This window comes from Paenibacillus sp. OV219, from assembly GCF_900110075.1.
Taxonomy (GTDB): domain Bacteria; phylum Bacillota; class Bacilli; order Paenibacillales; family Paenibacillaceae; genus Paenibacillus_Z.
Genome location: NZ_FOCJ01000007.1, coordinates 244271 through 262034, shown reverse-complemented (window position 1 = coordinate 262034; position 17764 = coordinate 244271). Strand labels below are relative to the sequence as shown.

The following is a 17764-nucleotide window of genomic DNA, read 5'->3' as shown; positions in this document are numbered from 1 at the left end:
GCTCTCCCCTCCTACTCATCCTGGTTTTTAAGATTGAACATCTTCAGCTGAATGAAGCCGATGAGGAGCATCATAAGCGTGAATACATAACCGAGCGCTGATGAATACGTGAAATCTTGACGCCGGAAGGCTTCATCATATAGGTAGGAGGTCGGAAAGACCAGCGAGTTCTCGGGTCCGAAGCCGCTGCCTGCGAGAATGAACGCCTCACTGAACATGCCGTAGGAGCCAAGCAAACATTGGAACACAATGAAAGTCATAATCGGACGAAGCAGCGGCATCGTCACATGCCACAGTCGCTGGGCAGGAGAAGCGCCGTCAATCTTCGCAGCCTCGATCAGCTCATTCGGTACATTCTGCAAGCCCGCGAGGAAGAACAGAATGTTGACGCCGAGGTACTTCCATGCGCACAGAATGATGAGTGCTGGAATCGTCCACGCCGCATCCTTCAACCAGCCGATCGGCGATATGCCAATGAGGTCGAGAAGGCTGTTGAGTACGCCGCTGTCCCGGTCCAGCAGCAGCTTGAAGATGATGCCGACAGCGACCGCCGATGTAATGTTCGGTGTGAAGAAGAAGGTGGCGAACATCCCCTTCTTCTTCGCAATGTACGGACGATTGAGCAGCAGCGCTGCGCCGAGTGCAACTGGAAGGATGAGAAGCAGGCTGCCGAGCGCAAGCTTCGTGCCGTTCCACATCGCCTTCCAGAAGAATCCATCCTTCAGCACGAACATGTAATTCGAGAAGCCTGCGAAAGTATACGTATCCGTCCCTTTCATTAAGCTCAGCCAAAATCCGTACAGAATCGGATACAACCCGAAGACGGCGTAAGCGATAAAGAACGGACTAATGAAGAGCAGCGGCGCCAGTTTCCAGCGAGCTGAGGCGTGAGAGTTCATATGGGCTCCCCTTTACTTTCTGGCTTGTTCCGCGTCAATGAGGCTTTGCAGCTCTTTATCTACTTTGCCGAGGAACTCCTCTGGCGTCATTTTGCCATTCTGATAATCCGGTTCGAATTTATCCCATGCTTTGCCGACCAGTGAACGCCACCAAGCTTGGTTTTGGCTCGGTGCTTGCGTACCTAGATCCGCGTACAGCTGTGCAATGTCCTGACCGCCGAAGTACTTCGTCGTCGGGCTCTCCTTGTGCAGGTCTGCTGACTTCGTTGCGCTTGTCAGCGCCGGGAACAGGTTGATGATGTGGAAGCTGTCAACGATATTATCCGTATCCAGATGCGTATACTTTAAGAAATCCCAAGCCGCGTCTTTATTGGCGCTGAACTTGCTGAGCGCAAGGCCCGTGCCGCCGTTAACCGAAGTCGGAACGGAGCTAGGTCCGCCCAGCGGCATCGGTACCGCAGCCCATTTGCCACTGAGATCCGGGGAGTTCTGAACAAGCTGACCTGCCCACCAGTCCGGGCCGAATGCTGCAACGAACTCGCCTTTTGTGTACGCTTCCCAGAACTGCGGACCTTCCGGAGAAGTCTTGCTCAGCAGTCCTTGCTCCTTCCAATCCTTAATTCGCTTCAGTACATCGATGCCTGTCGGCGTGTCGAAGCCAATCTTGCCGTCCGTCGTTACGATATCGCCGCCCTCTTGGCGAAGCAGCTGCTCGAACAAGCCTTGATCCTTCTCCGAGCCGCTAAGTACGAATTTGTCCTTGCCGAGCAGCGGCTTCGACGCTTCCATGAACTCGCTCCACGTCTTCAGCTTCGAGACGTCGACGCCAGCAGCGTCATACAGGTCCTTCCGGTAGTACAGCGCGGATACGCAGGCCGCAATTTCAATCCCATAGATATTGCTGTTCACTGTGTAAAGGTCGAGACGCCCCTTCGGAATCGCATCCGATAGGTCCGCTGTTTCGAGATAGCTGTTTAGCGGCTCGAAAGGCACATCGCCTTTAATATATCTCGGGAACGCACCCTGCTCGACGTCGATCAAGTCCGGTGCGCCTTTGCCGCCGGATTGCGCGATCACGGTGTATTTATCATAGAGCGCCGTATACTCGAGCAATTCGATCTTGATATTCACATCTGGGTGATCCTTCTCGTACTTCGCTTTCATTTCATCGTAATACTGCTTGTGCGTGTCAGCGAACGTCCATAGGGTAATCGTCTTTTTGCTGCCTGAGTCTGAGCTGCTGTTGTCTGACTGCGATGCCGTGCTGCCGCCTGAATCCGTACTGCAACCAACCAAGTAAGTCAAGAAGCTTAGAGCTACCAACAAGCTAATCCCTTTTTTCAAGGCTACCCCTCCACAGCTGATCGTCTATGTAAGCGCCATTATACTTACGAAGAGAAGAATAACACCTGTATGATAGGTGGACAATACCTCCCAATTGACGAAAAATGAACCAGAATTGATCCGAGCAAATCCGTCAAATTTTGCATAATTTCACACAAAAAAAATACAACCTCGCGCATGTTGCGCATAGGCTGTATCGTTTAGTCATATATGGGGTCGTTTACTTCTGCTGCCACGATTCTCTCCGAATCTCGGTAGGTGATTTACCGGTCCGCTGCTTCAAGCATCTGGAGAAATGAATCGGCGACTTGAAGCCGCACCGCAGCGTGATTTCCGCAACGGAATCGCTCGTCGTTTGCAGCATCTCGGCGGCTTGGCGAACGCGATAATGCCATAAGTATTTCATCGGAGTTGTATTCTCATGGGTGTGGAATAGCCGGATGAGGTGCTCCGGAGTAACATTCACCTGCTCCGCCAGCTCATTCAGGGTCCAACTCTCCGCGAACCGATTGTGAATAACGTTCTTGGCCTGCGCCACCGATGCATGTAACCCTGTTGCCCGGTTCTCTCGCTTATGCTCGTGAGAGAATTGATAGAGCGCGGCAAGCCCGATACAGCGCATCTGCGGACTCTCTGTGGTTGCGCCCGGCTTCATGTCTAGCATCAGGTCCGTCAGCTTGTTTAGCTCTGCCGAGATTGGTATGATGAACGGAAGATCGCTGAGCTGCTCCTCATACTCCCCGGTGAACTCCGGAACTCTGACGTTAATCCAGCGATGCCAAGTCTCTTGGTCATGGGCGAACTCGAAAAACTCGAGGTGCCCTGGCTTTAGCAGCACGACATTGCCTGGGGTTATCGTATGGCTCGTATCATCGATCGTTACGTTCAGATGCCCGGTGTGAAGCAGTACAAGCTGTAGATCCTGCTGATAGCGAGGACCATACTGTCCGCCCGGCGAGTACACGATTGTACCGCAATCTGCGCTACTCGCTTTGTCCATGAGTAAGTCTTCAATGGTACTGCTCATCTGCCAAGTCCTCCCTGATATTGAATAGATGGCGTGAGGTAGATTCATGCAGTTATTAACCTATTTTAAAGATGTGCAATCGATTGTCAAGGAATAGAATTCCAGTTTAAAATTGCGATATTACAGCATTCTGCTTCTTTCGATTTTCTTTGACACTTTGGCTGCGACTGGAGCACTGGTCTCTTACTAAACTTCTATTACAGGAGGAATTCCTATGACTGATCCCATACACGTTCCACTCTCCGTCTTGGACCTTGCGCCCGTTATTGAAGGCGCAACACCGGCGGATGCATTCCGCAATACGCTTGAGCTTGCGCGCCACGTCGAGCGGTTAGGCTACAATCGCTACTGGCTGGCAGAGCACCACAATATGGCGGGCATCGCCAGCTCCGCCACCTCCGTAGTCATCGGCTACGTGGCTGGCGGCACGGAGCGTATTCGCGTCGGCTCCGGGGGCATAATGCTACCGAACCATGCGCCGCTTGTCATCGCCGAGCAGTTCGGCACTTTGGAGTCGATGTACCCGGGCCGCATCGACCTCGGCCTTGGCCGCGCGCCGGGCTCCGACCAGACGACAGCGCGCGCGCTGCGGCGTGATCTCGCGACGCACGGGCAGGAATTCCCCGAGCTGCTCGCTGAGCTGCGCGCCTACTTCCACCCGCCGGCGGATGACCATCGCCCCGTGCGGGCAACGCCGGGAGAAGGCAGCGACGTGCCAATTTGGCTGCTCGGCTCTAGCGGTTTCAGCGCGAAGCTGGCCGGCGAGCTCGGGTTGCCATTCTCGTTCGCGAGCCATTTTGCGCCGGAGTACTTGATGCCAGCGATCCATCTATACCGCAGCTCCTTCCGCCCTTCGGAGGCGCTGGCGAAGCCGTATATTATGATCGGCGTGAACATCGTCGCCGCCGACACGGATGCAGCAGCACGTTACCTTGCGACATCGCAGCAGCAGCAATTCCTCAGCCTCATCCGCGGCCACCCCGGCAAGCTGAAGCCGCCGATCGACAACATGGATGAGCTGTGGATGCCGCATGAACGGGACGCGCTGCAGTCCAAGTTCAAGTACGCAATCGCCGGCAGCAAGAGCACCGTAGAAGCGCGGCTGCAGGAAATTCTGCACGAGACGATGGCAGATGAGCTTATTGTCACTTCACAGATTTACGACCATGAGACGCGTCTGCGGTCGTATGAGATTGTCGCGGAAGCGGCTGGGATGCAGCGCAGCATTTAATGCTTATTACGAAAAAGAGGTACATTTCCCTGCGGAGAAGATGCAGGGAAATGTACCTCTTTCTTTATGATAGCTGTTATGACATATTCGCCAGTGCACCGAAGATCAGAACGATAACAACAACATAGAACACAATGCCGATTAATGCCCAGATGAGGCCGGCCTTTGCATAGTTAGCCTTGGACGGATTCGCACCGCCGCCGAATGCCCATACGAACAACATAACGATGTTCACTAATGGTATAGCGAGCAGAAGCATCGTTATCATCCAATCCTTGACCGAGATCACAGGAGCTCCCTGTTGAGGGGTAGTTGCAAAATATTGGTTAAAATTTACATTCGTTGCTTCCAATTTAGTCGCTCCTTAATAGGTATTGAGCAGATAGACTGCAAATTGCGCCGCTTTATATCCGTCTATGTACCCATATTAGAACAAATAAACCTAATTATTTCATACATTATTTTACATTATCGACTTTTTTCTTCCTTTTTCTGATATCTTCAGCTTCTCGATTACTCCACCGCTTGGGCTGCTCACCCCTTGCCCGCTGTCTTGCCATCCTCCAGAAGAAGAGCCTTACTCATATTCACTTGTTCAATCATGTGCCCAATATTCCCTTCCCCCGCATAGAGAGACATGTCGAAGAAATCATGGTCCAGATCAGACCAATACAGCTCGTTCTCGTCTCCCTCTACGGTGACGGAGCGCTTCAATCTGCCTGCGTAAACCTCCACGTAGCAATCCTGCAAGTAGTACTTGAAATCCATAATATGATGCAGCACGATATCTGCCGCACTAACGCCCGTCTCCTCTTCAAGCTCCCGATAAGCTGCGTCCATTCCTGCTTCCCCAGGCTCGATTTTGCCGCCGACGAGGTTGCTCAATCCTTTGTACGGCTCCTTCAGCCTCTTGCACATGAGCAGCCGATCCATCTCCGGATTGTATATCATCAAACAGTTATAGCCTTGCACTAGCTTCCCTCCTTGAGCGAGTCCTCTTTACCTAAAATACTGCTTAACCGTTCCGCTCCCCGCTTGCACGTCTACTTCCACTTCAGCCAGAGCGCCATTGATTAACGTAAGCTGCGGCGGCACATGCCCGCAGTCGATATCGTAGATAATTGGCAAGCCAAGCTCGTCTGCCAGATCGGCGTAGACATCCTCAATCGTATAATCCTCTACCGGCCGATTCGCCGGGCTGCGTCCGAACATAATGCCGGAGCAATGGTCGAACCACCCTGCCAGCTTCATCTGCACGAGCGACCTGCGCACATCCGCCGTGTTCAGCTCGCAATTCTCGAGATACCACAGCAGCTTCTCCCCTGGGATGTAAGCTTCCCTAAAGGCAGCTACATCTCCATATGGTGTACCGATTAAATGCCGAATCACATCAATGCAGCCACCAAGAAGTCGACCCTGCAGCTGAAGCTTGCCTTCGACTTGTTGACCGCCTGGCAATAGCGTGCGCCACACCGTAGGCTCCGTCAGTTTGAACACACTAGGGCCATTATCCATCGGCCACTCTCTCTGATAGAGTCTTGATGAATACTGGAAGACGGACTCGCCCGCTCCTGTCGATAGAACAGACCGCCAAATTGCAGTCGTCTCATCCGTCCCCTCGCCGCGCAGGTCAACGATGTTCGTTCCATGCGCTGTCGCAATGCCCGTCTTCAGCGTAATGGCAAGCAGCAGCACGCTGAGGTCCGAGTAGCCCATCACCCATTTGCATGGCAGCTTGTCATACTCCACTTGGTCTATGAGTTCAATGAGCAGCTCGCCGCCCCATGGCGGAATGATCAGATCAATATCAGCTGCCTGGATCATCGTATTAAACTCTTGTGCTCGCTTGGCGGCTGGCGCGGACTTTGCTTTATTTTGCGTCCACACCGTGTCTCCGAATCGAACCTGCAAACCACTTAAGCCTAGCCGTTCACGAGCCTGCTCCAGCCAATGATACCTACTCGCATCCACCCCGGAGGAAGGCGCGGTTACGCCGATTGTCGCATTGTACTGCAGCCGCGGATATTGAATCTTACTCATCGCAGATCGCTCCTCGCCGTTAAATATCGTACCGGAATCCAACTACTCCCTCGCTCCAGCTCCAGAATCGACCTGCCTCCTCAGCAGAATTAGCGAGCTCCGTCACTGCAATCGGTTGTTTCTTATAGAAATAATCACCAGTCTTCCCGCTGACTTGCGCCGAACTGGCTAGATACACCGCCGTCGCAGAACCCTCCTCTGCCGTCTGGAAAAACGGTCGCATGAGCTTATGGACAAGCCTGCCAAAGCCGGTCGTCCGATTCACGCCGATATCGGTGGAGACGGCGCCGGGGTGGAGCGCATAGACCGGAATCCCCGTCCCTTGCAGACGCCGTGCGAGCTCCTTGGCGAACCAAATATTCGCCAGCTTCGACCTGCTGTAAGCCCGCCATACCGCAAAATCCTTCTTCATCCCCGGGTCCTCATAATTCATCTTCCCAATCTTATGCGCACCGGACGACACATTGATAATTCGCGCCGAATCGCTTTGCCGCAGCAGTGGCAGCAGGAGCCCTGTCAGCAAAAAATGACCCAGATGGTTTACGCCAAGCTGCCGCTCGAAGCCATCTGACGTCTCTTCCCGCTTCAGCGTAATAATGCCTGCATTGTTGACGAGCACATCGAGGCGGCTTGTTCGGCCAGCAAGCTCCGCAGCCGCGGCTCGGATGCTTGCCAGAGAAGCAAGGTCGCACAGCAGCAGTTCGGCATCCTGCCGCCCGGACTTTCGGTTGACCTCATCCACTGCAGCCTGTCCCTTTTCCTCGTTTCGAGCTAGTAGGTAGACCTTCATGCCATGCTCGGCAGCAAGGAGCGCAGCGGTCGCGAGCCCCATCCCTCCACTCGCTCCTGTTACTAGCGCAATTCGCTGCGTGTGGCTGTTGTTCGCTAACATTAGGCCAACTCCTGTTCATTGAGTAGTTGAACGCATTGCGATAAGCTTTCTAGCGTTTCCTCCAGCTGCGCCTCCACTTGCCGGATCGTCCATTTACCATCAACACCTGCTAGCCGCTTCAGGTCGCCGGCGATCAATAGCAGCATCCATAGCGAGAATAGTGCGGTGAATAAATAGTAGCCTTGCTTGAATGGTTGTGCGTTCAGCTGTACGCCTTGCTCAGCAGCTTGCTTCAGGTAGCGGTTCAGCAAACGTTCGCGTACGGGGATACTCATTATTTTCGGAAAATTAGGATGCGACAAATCAATCACGTGGTATACGTCCCAATAGCGGTTGTTCAGATGGACATGCTCCCAATCGAGCACGCGGACGATGCCTTGTACACGTGCGTAGTTGCCCAGGTGGAGATCACCGTGAGACAGTACGTCACTCGCCCAGTAGGTTGTCAGCGAGCTTCGCCCGGTAAGTGCGTCTAGCTGTTCGATCATGGATTGCGGCGCTATGAATCTGGCTACTAATGTTTCCGTTAGTTCATTTCGCCTGTTCAGCACCTGCTCAGCGATGTCCTCCATATGCGGCTTCGGGCCAAGCAGTGGCTGCCTACTTAGATGTTGGACGGGGAGCGAATGCCACCAAGCGATATGGTCGATCAGCTCAAGCGCCGTCTCCTCCTCGAAATTGTGCGTAAGCGTGCCTAAGTCCTCGAACAGCTGCCAGCTTTGCTCTCCTGTAGCTGCTCCCGAAGCAGCAAGCAGCTGCGGGTAGATCGGCGGAAAAGTCATTCCCTGCAAAATATGCTCATATACCCAGCCCTCCTGCCCGAGCTGGCTCTCATTCGTGAGCGGTTTATAGATCACGGTGTGCTCCGGCGTAAGGTAGACTCTCTCTACGTTTTTACCGTTCATCCCCGTGTATAATGTTTCTCTGCGCCATATGCGGCTCACATCCAGCGTGCCGTCCGGCAAAATAAGTTCCTTCATAACGAGTCGCCTCCCACTCAGGAAACTTTATCCAATAAGACCATTCTACATGATTTGGCTTCGGTTTGGGTTGCCTCATCGCGGGAAAATAAAGGGAAGACTCCGCTACGGCTCCGGTTTATGGTGCCACTCGCCGCGGACCGGGATGACTTCGCTCCGTTCCGTCCGTTTCGACGATCGTTCCCGTGATACTTCGTACCAAAGTCACTCTCGTTCGAAACGGTCGGCGCTACTCTACGCATCCCTTTACCCCCGCGACCTTGCAAAACCTCCACTTGCAGTGAGCAGCTACCGATTACTGCGGCAGCTGGAGTGCACGGCCTAAACCAACCTAGCTTGGCAGGCCGCTCATATCACCTCCTCTCCTCGCCTACGCCAATTTGTATCGCTGGGGGATACTCTTTCTCCGTTTACGCCCCATTTCCGCTGATGTGTTACTATACTAGCTTCATCCTTTATGCAGGGTAGTGCGTGCCTCTCCTGCCACTCTCGAACTTCCATGTAGTCCACCAAACCAGCTACATCAACACAATCCACCCACATTTACTCTGATGTAGTCCACCAGACCAGCTTCTTTCACCATTTCGCTCGTATTTCCACCTATGTAGTCCACCAAACCAGCTACATTAACACAATCCACCCACATTTACCCTAATGTAGTCCACCAAACCAACTTCTTTCACCATTTCGCTCGGATTTCCACCTATGTAGTCCACCAGACCAGCTTCTTTCACCATTTCGCTCGTATTTTCACCTATGTAGTCCACCAGACCACCTTCTTTCACCATTTCGCCCGTATTTCCACCAATGTAGTCCACCAGACCAGCTTCTTTCACCATTTCGCTCGTATTTCCACCTATGTAGTCCACCAAACCAGCTACATCAACACAATCCACCCACATTTACTCTAATGTAGTCCACCAGACCAGCTTCTTTCACCATTTCGCTCGTATTTCCACCAATGTAGAGTTACTGCTACCCCTCTTTCACCATTTCGCTCGCATTTCCATCTATGTAGAGTACCTACTCAACCTCTTTTCACTTTTCCGCTGCAATTCCACCTATGTAGGGTACCTACTACTCCTCTTTCTACTTTTCCGCCGCAACTCCACCTATGTAGAGTACCTACTCCCCCTCCTTCTACTTTTTTGCCGAAACTCCACCTACGGAAGGTACCTTCTACTTCTCTTTGGTTACTTTGCTAGCTTCATCCTTTTTGCGGAGTAATGCGTGCCTCTCCTGCCACTCTCGTCCACCAAACCAGCTTCTTTCACAACTCCTCGACCGCCGCCCCGATCTCGGCGGCGAACAAAAAAAGGAGCAACGGATTCTCCCGTTGCTCCCTCCAACTCCAACCCCAAATCCAACCCGCTACACCGTCGGCCCCGCCGACGCTGCGACCGCGCCGCCGCTGCCCGGCGCAGCAGCTGCATGACCTTCGCCGGTCTGCAGCTGGTACATCTTATAGTACCGGCCTTGCAGCGCCATTAGCTCGCGATGGTTGCCGCGTTCGACGATCTCGCCGCGGTGCAGGACGAGAATCTGATCGGCCTCGCGGATCGTCGAGAGCCGGTGCGCGATGACGAGCGTCGTCCGGCCTTCGCTGACGACCTTCAGCGCCTGCTGGATGAGGCCCTCCGTCTCGCTGTCGATGCTCGCCGTCGCCTCATCGAGGATGAGTATGCTCGGGTCGAACGCCAGCGCCCTCGCAAAAGAAATCAGCTGCCGCTGCCCGCTCGACAACGTGTTGCCGCGCTCTACCACCTTCTCGTCATAGCCGCCAGGCAGCTGCTCGACGAAAGAAGCTGCACCAACATCACGCAGCGCGCTCTTCACGCGCTCTAGCGTAATGTCCTTGTTGTACAGGCTGACATTGAACTTAATGTCGCCTGCGAACAAGAACGGATCCTGCAGCACGATGCCCATGTGCTTGCGCAAAGCCTGCTTCGACAAACCGCGAATATCGCGGCCGTCAATCGAAATCACCCCTTGCTGCGGCTCATAGAAGCCGAGCAGCAGGTTCATGACGGAGCTTTTGCCTGAGCCGGTATGGCCGACCAGCGCTAACGTCTCCCCTTTGCGTGCTTCGAACGAAATGTTCTTCAGCACGTTCTCGCCTTCCTTATACGCGAACGTAACGCCGTCGAACTTCACTACGCCCTCTGGACGTCCTTCGCCTGCAGCGTCATCTACCTCTGAGCCTTCCAAATCCATAATGGCGAATACCTTCTCCGCTGAGACGAAGGCCCGCTGAGCATTCGTAAGCTGATCGAAGATGCCGATAATCGGGATGAAAATCCGCCCTAAATAATCAATAAACGCATAGAATACGCCGTACTCAATCCCCGTCCCCAGAGACTGACCCCCGAAATACCACACAACACCGGCTGTCACCAAGCTGCCGATCGTGCCGACGATATTCCGCGAAGACAATGAGAACACGCGGAACTGCTTCACTTGATTCACGTAACGGTCCTCGTTCAGTACCTCGAACTCATCCAGCGTTATCTTTTCGCGCCGGAACGCTTGGATGATCGGCATGACGACGATAGACTCATTGATCATCGCATTCATGTCACTTAGACGTGCGCGCATGATCGTGATGAAAACTTTCGAATATTTCAAGTGGATGTACATGATGACTGCAAACAGCGGCGGCAACAGGAGAGCGAACATCGCGAGCCGCGCGTCGAGGATGAACAGCGCTGTGAATATGCCCGTTAGCTGCACGACGCTCACCACGAACGTCGCCATGAAGCTCATGAACAGATCGCGCACCGCTTCCGTATCGTTCGCAATGCGTGACACGACCTGTCCAATCGGCGTATTGTCAAAATAGCGCAAAGGAATTCGCCCGATATGGCGCATCAAATCCATCCGCATGTTCTTAATAATCCGCAGCGCTGTTACTTGCAGCAGATAGGATTGTGTGAAGTTGCAAATCCCTGCCGTAACCAGCAGCCCGAGGTAAAGCCCGAGCAAACGCAGTACAGCTGGCAAATCGTTCTCCTTGAGCGAGAGATGCTTATCGATTATCGTCTTCGTTATAAAAGGGCCGCCAAGCTCCGCGCCAACCGCACAGCATAGGATGAGCAGCGCTGCGATAATCCGGTACTTGTAGACGAGCGCGTAGCCAAGCAGCCGTCTCGTCGTCGATTGGTTCATAGCTACCTCCTGGATTTTCATTTTTCCTGCACTCTTGCCACTCACGCATTCCTGCACGCCTGCATTACTCTTCCAAGCTTGCTTCCATCTGCTGCCGATCCCACTGCTGCTTATACCAACCGCCGAAGAACATCAGCTCTTCGTGAGTACCTTCTTCAATAATCCGCCCTTCATCGAGCACAAGAATCCAATCCGCATGGCTGACCGCAGACAGTCGGTGCGTCGAGATTAACGTCGTTTTGCCCGCTCGATTCTGCCTGATATGATGCAATATCGCACTCTCCGTCCGCGCATCCACCGCTGACAACGAATCATCCAGCATCAATATCTCCGAGTCGATCAATAGCGCCCGCGCAATCGCAAGCCTCTGCTTCTGACCGCCGGATAACATCACGCCATTCTCGCCGACAACCGTTTCGAGTCCCTCCGGCATTCCCGCGATGTCCGAGGTGAACGAGGCCATCTCAACCGCCTTCCGGATCTCTTCGTCCGAGGCATCCGGCTTGCCAAGCGCGATGTTATCGCTGATCGACTTCGACAGCAGGAGATGCTCCTGCGGCACGTAACCGATCCAGCTTTTCACAAGATCAATCGCGATCTGTTCAATAGGTACGCCCGAAATATACAGCCGATTCGGCTCTAGCTGATACTGCCTGAGCAGCTGCTTCAGCAGCGTGCTCTTCCCGCTTCCCGTACGGCCAACAATGCCAAGCGTCTGCCCGCGTTCGAGCTGGAACGAAACATCCCTGAGGCTCGGCTGGTTAGCCGCCGGATAGGTGAACGTCAGCTCTTTCATCTCAATCCGTTCAGGCCGCGCCACGGCAACAGGCCTCGCTGAATCCGCAAGATCCGGTTTCTCATCGAACGCGACTTGCAGACGATCGGCGGAAGCGCTACCACGCTGAAGCACGTTAATGAACTCACCGAAGGATATCATCGGCCATATTAACATCCCTAAATAAATATTAAAGGAGATTAACTGTCCGAGCGTTATCTCTCCATGGAACACCAGGTATGAGCCGTAACCAATACCGATCGTATAACTGACGCCGACAATAATAGAGATGAGCGGCTGGAACAAAGCATTCAGACTCGACACTTCCCTGTTCCTCTCCAGTACATCGGTCGTCACGCTATCGAACGCGGATAAGTCATGACTCTCCTGCACATAGGAGCGAATGACGCGAATGCCGGAGATGGACTCCAGCGCGTGATTGTTCATCGTACCGAACGCATCCTGCGCTGCAAGAAAGCGCGTCCGAACACGCTTGCCAAGCTTGCTGATCACAATGGCGAGGAGCGGCAGCGGAATGAGTGCAGCAAGCATCAGCTTATAATCAATCAAGGAAACCATCGTAATGATAACGACAGAAGCGCCGACAAGTGTGTTCACAAGTGTCATGACCCCGTAACCGGCGGTGTTGCCGATCGCGAGAATATCATTGGTCGCAAGCGCCATCAGCTGTCCGGTATTGTTGCGCTGGAAGAACGAGGGCGTCATCCGTGTGAGATGCGCCAGAAATCTCCCCCGAAGCAGCTTCTCGATGAGCACGGAATTACCGTACAGCGTGGTTATCCAGATATAGACGAGTACATATAATAACAAGGATAAGCCTAGCAACAGCAGCACTGTGCTGCTTAATTGCGATGCCGTCAGATTCCCGCTCCGGATGCGGTCAATGGTGTTCCCGATCATTTTAGGCGGGACGGTCTGCAGCAGGCTCACGATTGTCATTAGACTTATCGCCACCGTATAGTACAGCCATCTCTCTTTAAAAAACCATTTAAGCCGTGATACGAAAGACAACACATTCCCTCCTCGATCTTGTGTCTTGCTTTCAAATCTTGACGACAATCTTATTTAGCTTGACCGTGCTTCCCCTGGCTTAAACACATCGCCTGCTCTCGGTTTGCGACTTGCGATAAAGACGCCTCCTAGTATGATGACGAGCCCAATGAGCATATTCCATTTGATCGGCTCACCAAGCAGCGTAGAGCCCCAGATTAATGCGGTACATGGCACCAAGTAAGTTACCATCGAAGCAAACTCGGCGCTTCCTTTCTCCACCATATAGTAGAAAAGGATATAAGCGAAGCCCGAGCCGAGCATACCTAGGCTAAGGATCATTGGGACATTATCCGCCGAAGTCAGATGCACCCATGTTATAGATTCGGTAGAAAATGCAAAAATCCCGCTTACCGCTGTACTGCTCAGCAGCGTGCCGTATGTAATTTGGTACATGGTCAGTCCGCGGAGCGACAATCGTTTGGACAGCTGCGAGCCAACCGCGTAGGCGAGAGTCGCACTGAGCATACCAATCAGACCCATTCCATCGAATGAGAGGAGCGTACCTGGGCGAATGCCGAGCAGGATGATCACGCCAATTGTAGCTATCGCAAGGCCGATCCACTGCATGCGATTCGACTTGTTGCCGAAGAACGCAATGCCGACCACAATTGTCCATACCGGCGTCGTTGCATTCAGGATGGAAGCTAGGCTGCTCGTCAGCCGCTGCTCACTGAAGCCAATTAACGTCCACGGCACAGCGGTATTAATAAGCGCCATGATGAACATCGCTATCCACGGGATCGTGCGAAATCCGAAAGGCTTCTTGAACACAGTCATGATGACCACGACAACGAGAAGACCGAAGCCCGAACGCAGGAATGCGATAGACCACGGACCGAAGTCATGCAGCAGCATTTTGATAAAATAAAACGAACCGCCCCAAATGAGACTGAGTCCCAGAAGCGCGGCATAGATGAGTCTAGGCAAGCTAATCCTTCTTTCTTGAATCCTTAATCATTTGGACATTCCTATGGCCCATGCCGGAATTGCCCCAAATCAATGAAGCCTGCAGGGTTGACGTACACGCCCTCCTCTTCGAGCAAATAACGCTGCATGAACCGGCCTTCGTCACTCCCGATTGCGATCTCGCCTTTGGCGTTAATAACTCGGTGCCAGGGTAGATTATGCTTCTCACTGAGCGAATGCAGAATGCGAACGACCTGCCTTGCGGCTCTTGGACTGCCTGCTTGTTCGGCAATTTGGCCATACGTCATAACACTGCCAGCTGGGATGCTTCGGATGACAGCAATGACTCGCTCGGTAAACGGTTGAAGCGCTGTCAAAATTGTGTCACCTCTTCATCATTTTTCGCTGAGCATCAATTATACACCTTAATTCCCCCTTTAGGGAATTGCACCGATTGTATGTTAAAATAAATCTATTCTGCCCTATAGGAGTGAAACAATTTGGCAACTTTTGAAGAAAAACTCGAGCGCTATGCCGCTCTCGCCGTACAGGTTGGCGTTAACGTACAGCCTGGTCAAACGCTTGTTATCTCCACTTCGCTTACGAGCGCGCCGTTCGTGCGTCTTGTCGTGAAGAAAGCTTATGAAGCTGGAGCGAAGAACGTCCATGTGGAGTGGAACGACGATACCGTTACTCGCACGAAATACGAGCTTGCACCTGATGAAGCTTTTACAGAATATCCGCTGTGGCGTGCTAAGGGCTGGGAAGACATGGCTGCTGATAATGCGGCATTCCTCAGCATCATTGCACCTAACCCAGATCTGCTCAAAGGCATTAAGCCAGGGCGTATTGCGAATGCGAACAAGGCAGCTGGCATCGCGCTGAAAACATGGAGAAGCTACACGATGTCCGACAAAGTAAGCTGGTCGATCGTTGCTGTTCCTTCGCCGGATTGGGGCGTGAAAGTATTCCCCGATGTTGCGCCTGAGAAGCGTGAAGACGCGCTATGGGATGCCATCTTCGCAGCTACGCGCATGAACGAAGAGGACCCGGTTGCAGCATGGAAGCAGCATATCGAGGTGTTGGATACGAAAGCTTCTCATCTGAACGAGAAGAAATTCCGCAAGCTGCGCTACACAGGTCCGGGCACTGATCTTACGATTGAGCTCGCACCAGGCCATATCTGGATCAGCGCAGGCAGTGAGAACGCGAAAGGCGACATCTTCGTGGCGAATATGCCGACTGAAGAAGTGTTCACCGCTCCGCTTAAAGGCGGCGTGAACGGTACAGTTGCTAGCACCAAGCCGCTCAGCTACGGCGGCAATCTGATCAAGGACTTCTCCCTCACGTTCAAAGACGGCAAAGTCATCGACGTTCAAGCGGAAGAAGGGCTTGAAGTGTTGAAGAACCTCGTCGATACGGACGAAGGCGCAGCATACTTGGGCGAGGTTGCGCTCGTGCCGCACCGTTCCCCGATCTCGGATACGAACCTCATCTTCTACAACACGCTGTTCGACGAAAACGCTTCGTGTCACCTTGCAATCGGCAAAGCGTACGCGTTCTGCATCGAAGGCGGCAAAGCGATGAACGAAGAAGAGCAAATGGCGAATGGTCTGAACAACAGCCTCGTTCACGTTGACTTCATGATCGGCTCCGCTGAGCTGAACATCGACGGCGAGCGTGAAGACGGTACATACGAACCAGTCTTCCGTGACGGCAACTGGGCGTTCTAATAAACGAGGGACATCGGGCAACTTAGATTGCTCGCATGTCCCTTTTATTTATTTGCATGACTTGCTGCCGCGGATGCTAACGGATCGAAAATTGACGCGATATTAGCTCCTTCGAACCTGTAACGGATTCTAGCACAGCACAGAGACTGCCATTTCGCCCATAATAGCGAATGTGGAGTTCGTTAAAGCAGAGGACAAAACAAAGCCCCAATCCACTCACGGATTGGGGCTTTGTTACACGCTATTTAACTCTTACAACACCTTCGACAAGAACGACTTCGTGCGCTCCTGCTGTGGACGCTCGAAGATTTGCTCCGGCGGCCCTTGCTCCACGATGTTGCCCTGCTCCATGAAGATCACACGGTCGCCAACCTCGCGGGCAAAGCCCATTTCGTGCGTGACGACAACCATCGTCATGCCTTCCTTCGCCAGCTGCTTCATAACGGCAAGCACCTCGCCGACCATCTCCGGGTCAAGCGCCGATGTCGGTTCGTCAAACAGCATAATCTTCGGCTCCATTGCAAGCGCCCTGGCAATCGCGACACGCTGCTGCTGGCCGCCGGAGAGCGACGGCGGATACATGCTTGCCTTTTCGGACAGGCCGACTTTCTTCAGCAGCTCCGTAGCTTTCTCGCGTGCCTTCGCTACCGGCAATTTGCGGATTTGAATCGGCGCAAGCGTAATGTTGTCGAGCACCGTCAGGTGAGGGAACAGATTGAACTGTTGGAACACCATGCCGACGTCGGCGCGGACGCTCGTAATGCTCGTTTTCTTATCCATCAGCGACTGGCCTTCAATAATAATCTCACCGCCAGTTGGCGTTTCGAGCAGGTTAATGCAGCGCAAGAACGTCGATTTACCCGATCCGGACGGACCGATGACGACGACAACCTCTTGGCTGTTAACAGTCACGTCGATATTTTTCAATACGACATTACTGCCATACGCTTTCGACAAGTCTTTAATTTCAATAATCGAACTCATAGGGGTTGCGCCTTCCTTTCTATCCAATTAAGCAGCTTGCTCAAGGAATAAGTAAGGATGAAATAGATGAACGCAGCCGTCAAGTACGGCTCCCAAATCCGAATATACTGGCCTTTCATAACGCCGGCCCAGTACATAATTTCAGGTGCTGTAATAAGCGCGGTCAAGGACGAGTCCTTCACGAGCACAATAAATTCGTTGCCGAATGCCGGAATCATCCGTCTAATGGCTTGCGGCAGGATGATAAAACGCATCGTTTGGAAGTGCGTCATCCCAAGCGAGTGAGCAGCTTCAGTCTGACCCTTGTCAATCGACTGAATACCGGCGCGATAGATCTCTGCCGTGTAAGCCGCCGCATTCAAGGTCAGCGCGGTAATCGCCGCAGCGATCGAATTCGTCTTCCCGATAAGGAGCGGCATCAGTCCGAAGTGCACAATGTAGATTTGCACAAGCAGCGGCGTTCCGCGGAAGAAATTAATATACGACTGCATCGGCCAGCGTAGATACCAGCGGCGCGACATTTTGCCAAAGCCGACGAACAGACCCAATATCGAGCCTAGCACGACGCCTGAAATGGAAATGAGGATCGTGTACAGCGTCCCTTTCCAGAAAAGAGGAGCATAATCCCAAATAATATCAAACTTAAAATCCATCCTGCCCATCCTTTCAATCCATATCGAATGGTCAACCAAAAAGGCATGCGTCAGAACGCAT

General features: G+C 53.0%; 17 protein-coding genes. 2 read left to right on the top strand and 15 right to left on the bottom strand.

Annotation, left to right across the window (positions count from 1 at the left end; translation table 11 throughout):
- Nucleotides 1-11: 11 nt before the first annotated feature.
- From BMY11_RS18850 to BMY11_RS18840, 3 genes are all read right to left on the bottom strand, one after another.
- On the bottom strand, nt 12-899 hold the full coding sequence (locus BMY11_RS18850; protein ID WP_090579557.1) for a carbohydrate ABC transporter permease: 888 nt from the start codon (nt 897-899) through the stop codon (nt 12-14).
- 12 nt (nt 900-911) lie between these two features.
- On the bottom strand, nt 912-2243 hold the full coding sequence (locus BMY11_RS18845; protein WP_090579554.1) for an ABC transporter substrate-binding protein: 1332 nt from the start codon (nt 2241-2243) through the stop codon (nt 912-914).
- 220 nt (nt 2244-2463) lie between these two features.
- Nucleotides 2464-3270, bottom strand: a complete 807-nt coding sequence (locus tag BMY11_RS18840; protein ID WP_177182710.1) for an AraC family transcriptional regulator — start codon at nt 3268-3270, stop codon at nt 2464-2466.
- 214 nt (nt 3271-3484) lie between these two features.
- Here BMY11_RS18840 and BMY11_RS18835 point away from each other — a divergent pair, with 214 nt between their 5' ends.
- The gene (locus BMY11_RS18835) at nt 3485-4501 is read left to right on the top strand and encodes an LLM class flavin-dependent oxidoreductase (protein ID WP_090579549.1); all 1017 of its coding nucleotides are present in this window, start codon (nt 3485-3487) and stop codon (nt 4499-4501) included.
- 76 nt (nt 4502-4577) lie between these two features.
- Here the strand turns inward: BMY11_RS18835 and BMY11_RS18830 are convergent, their stop codons facing one another.
- From BMY11_RS18830 to BMY11_RS18785, 10 genes are all read right to left on the bottom strand, one after another.
- Complete coding sequence (locus tag BMY11_RS18830) at nt 4578-4853, bottom strand: hypothetical protein (protein ID WP_090579546.1); 276 nt, start codon at nt 4851-4853, stop codon at nt 4578-4580.
- 182 nt (nt 4854-5035) lie between these two features.
- Nucleotides 5036-5473 carry an NUDIX hydrolase gene (locus BMY11_RS18825; RefSeq protein ID WP_090579544.1) on the bottom strand — a complete coding sequence of 146 codons (438 nt, stop codon included), beginning with the start codon at nt 5471-5473 and terminating at the stop codon, nt 5036-5038.
- A 27-nt stretch (nt 5474-5500) separates the two neighbouring features.
- A complete protein-coding gene (locus BMY11_RS18820) occupies nt 5501-6541 on the bottom strand; it encodes a S66 family peptidase (protein ID WP_090579968.1) in 1041 nt (346 codons plus the stop codon).
- Nucleotides 6542-6560: 19 nt separating this feature from the next.
- Nucleotides 6561-7433: an SDR family oxidoreductase gene (locus BMY11_RS18815; protein ID WP_090579541.1), complete on the bottom strand. Its 873-nt coding sequence runs from the start codon at nt 7431-7433 to the stop codon at nt 6561-6563.
- The gene (locus BMY11_RS18810; RefSeq protein WP_090579540.1) at nt 7433-8413 is read right to left on the bottom strand and encodes a phosphotransferase; all 981 of its coding nucleotides are present in this window, start codon (nt 8411-8413) and stop codon (nt 7433-7435) included. Before BMY11_RS18810 ends, BMY11_RS18815 begins: the two co-directional genes overlap by 1 nt.
- Nucleotides 8414-9039: 626 nt before the next feature.
- Nucleotides 9040-9252 (bottom strand): hypothetical protein, encoded by a 213-nt coding sequence (locus BMY11_RS18805; protein ID WP_143069307.1) that lies wholly within the window; start codon nt 9250-9252, stop codon nt 9040-9042.
- Nucleotides 9253-9784: 532 nt separating this feature from the next.
- Nucleotides 9785-11578, bottom strand: a complete 1794-nt coding sequence (locus BMY11_RS18800; protein WP_143069306.1) for an ABC transporter ATP-binding protein — start codon at nt 11576-11578, stop codon at nt 9785-9787.
- Nucleotides 11579-11642: 64 nt separating this feature from the next.
- Nucleotides 11643-13388 (bottom strand): ABC transporter ATP-binding protein, encoded by a 1746-nt coding sequence (locus BMY11_RS18795; protein ID WP_371262879.1) that lies wholly within the window; start codon nt 13386-13388, stop codon nt 11643-11645.
- A 51-nt stretch (nt 13389-13439) separates the two neighbouring features.
- Nucleotides 13440-14354: a DMT family transporter gene (locus tag BMY11_RS18790; RefSeq protein ID WP_090579527.1), complete on the bottom strand. Its 915-nt coding sequence runs from the start codon at nt 14352-14354 to the stop codon at nt 13440-13442.
- Nucleotides 14355-14395: 41 nt separating this feature from the next.
- Entirely contained in the window at nt 14396-14710 is a 315-nt protein-coding gene (locus tag BMY11_RS18785; RefSeq protein ID WP_305728896.1) for an MGMT family protein, read from the bottom strand.
- 123 nt (nt 14711-14833) lie between these two features.
- Here BMY11_RS18785 and BMY11_RS18780 point away from each other — a divergent pair, with 123 nt between their 5' ends.
- A complete protein-coding gene (locus BMY11_RS18780) occupies nt 14834-16066 on the top strand; it encodes an aminopeptidase (RefSeq protein WP_090579521.1) in 1233 nt (410 codons plus the stop codon).
- 252 nt (nt 16067-16318) lie between these two features.
- Here the strand turns inward: BMY11_RS18780 and BMY11_RS18775 are convergent, their stop codons facing one another.
- Both BMY11_RS18775 and BMY11_RS18770 read right to left on the bottom strand, forming a co-directional pair.
- Nucleotides 16319-17050: an amino acid ABC transporter ATP-binding protein gene (locus tag BMY11_RS18775; RefSeq protein ID WP_371262878.1), complete on the bottom strand. Its 732-nt coding sequence runs from the start codon at nt 17048-17050 to the stop codon at nt 16319-16321.
- Nucleotides 17047-17703, bottom strand: coding sequence for an amino acid ABC transporter permease (locus tag BMY11_RS18770; protein WP_090579962.1), 657 nt, complete (start codon nt 17701-17703; stop codon nt 17047-17049). The genes BMY11_RS18775 and BMY11_RS18770 overlap by 4 nt, the downstream gene beginning before the upstream one ends.
- Nucleotides 17704-17764: the final 61 nt, after the last annotated feature.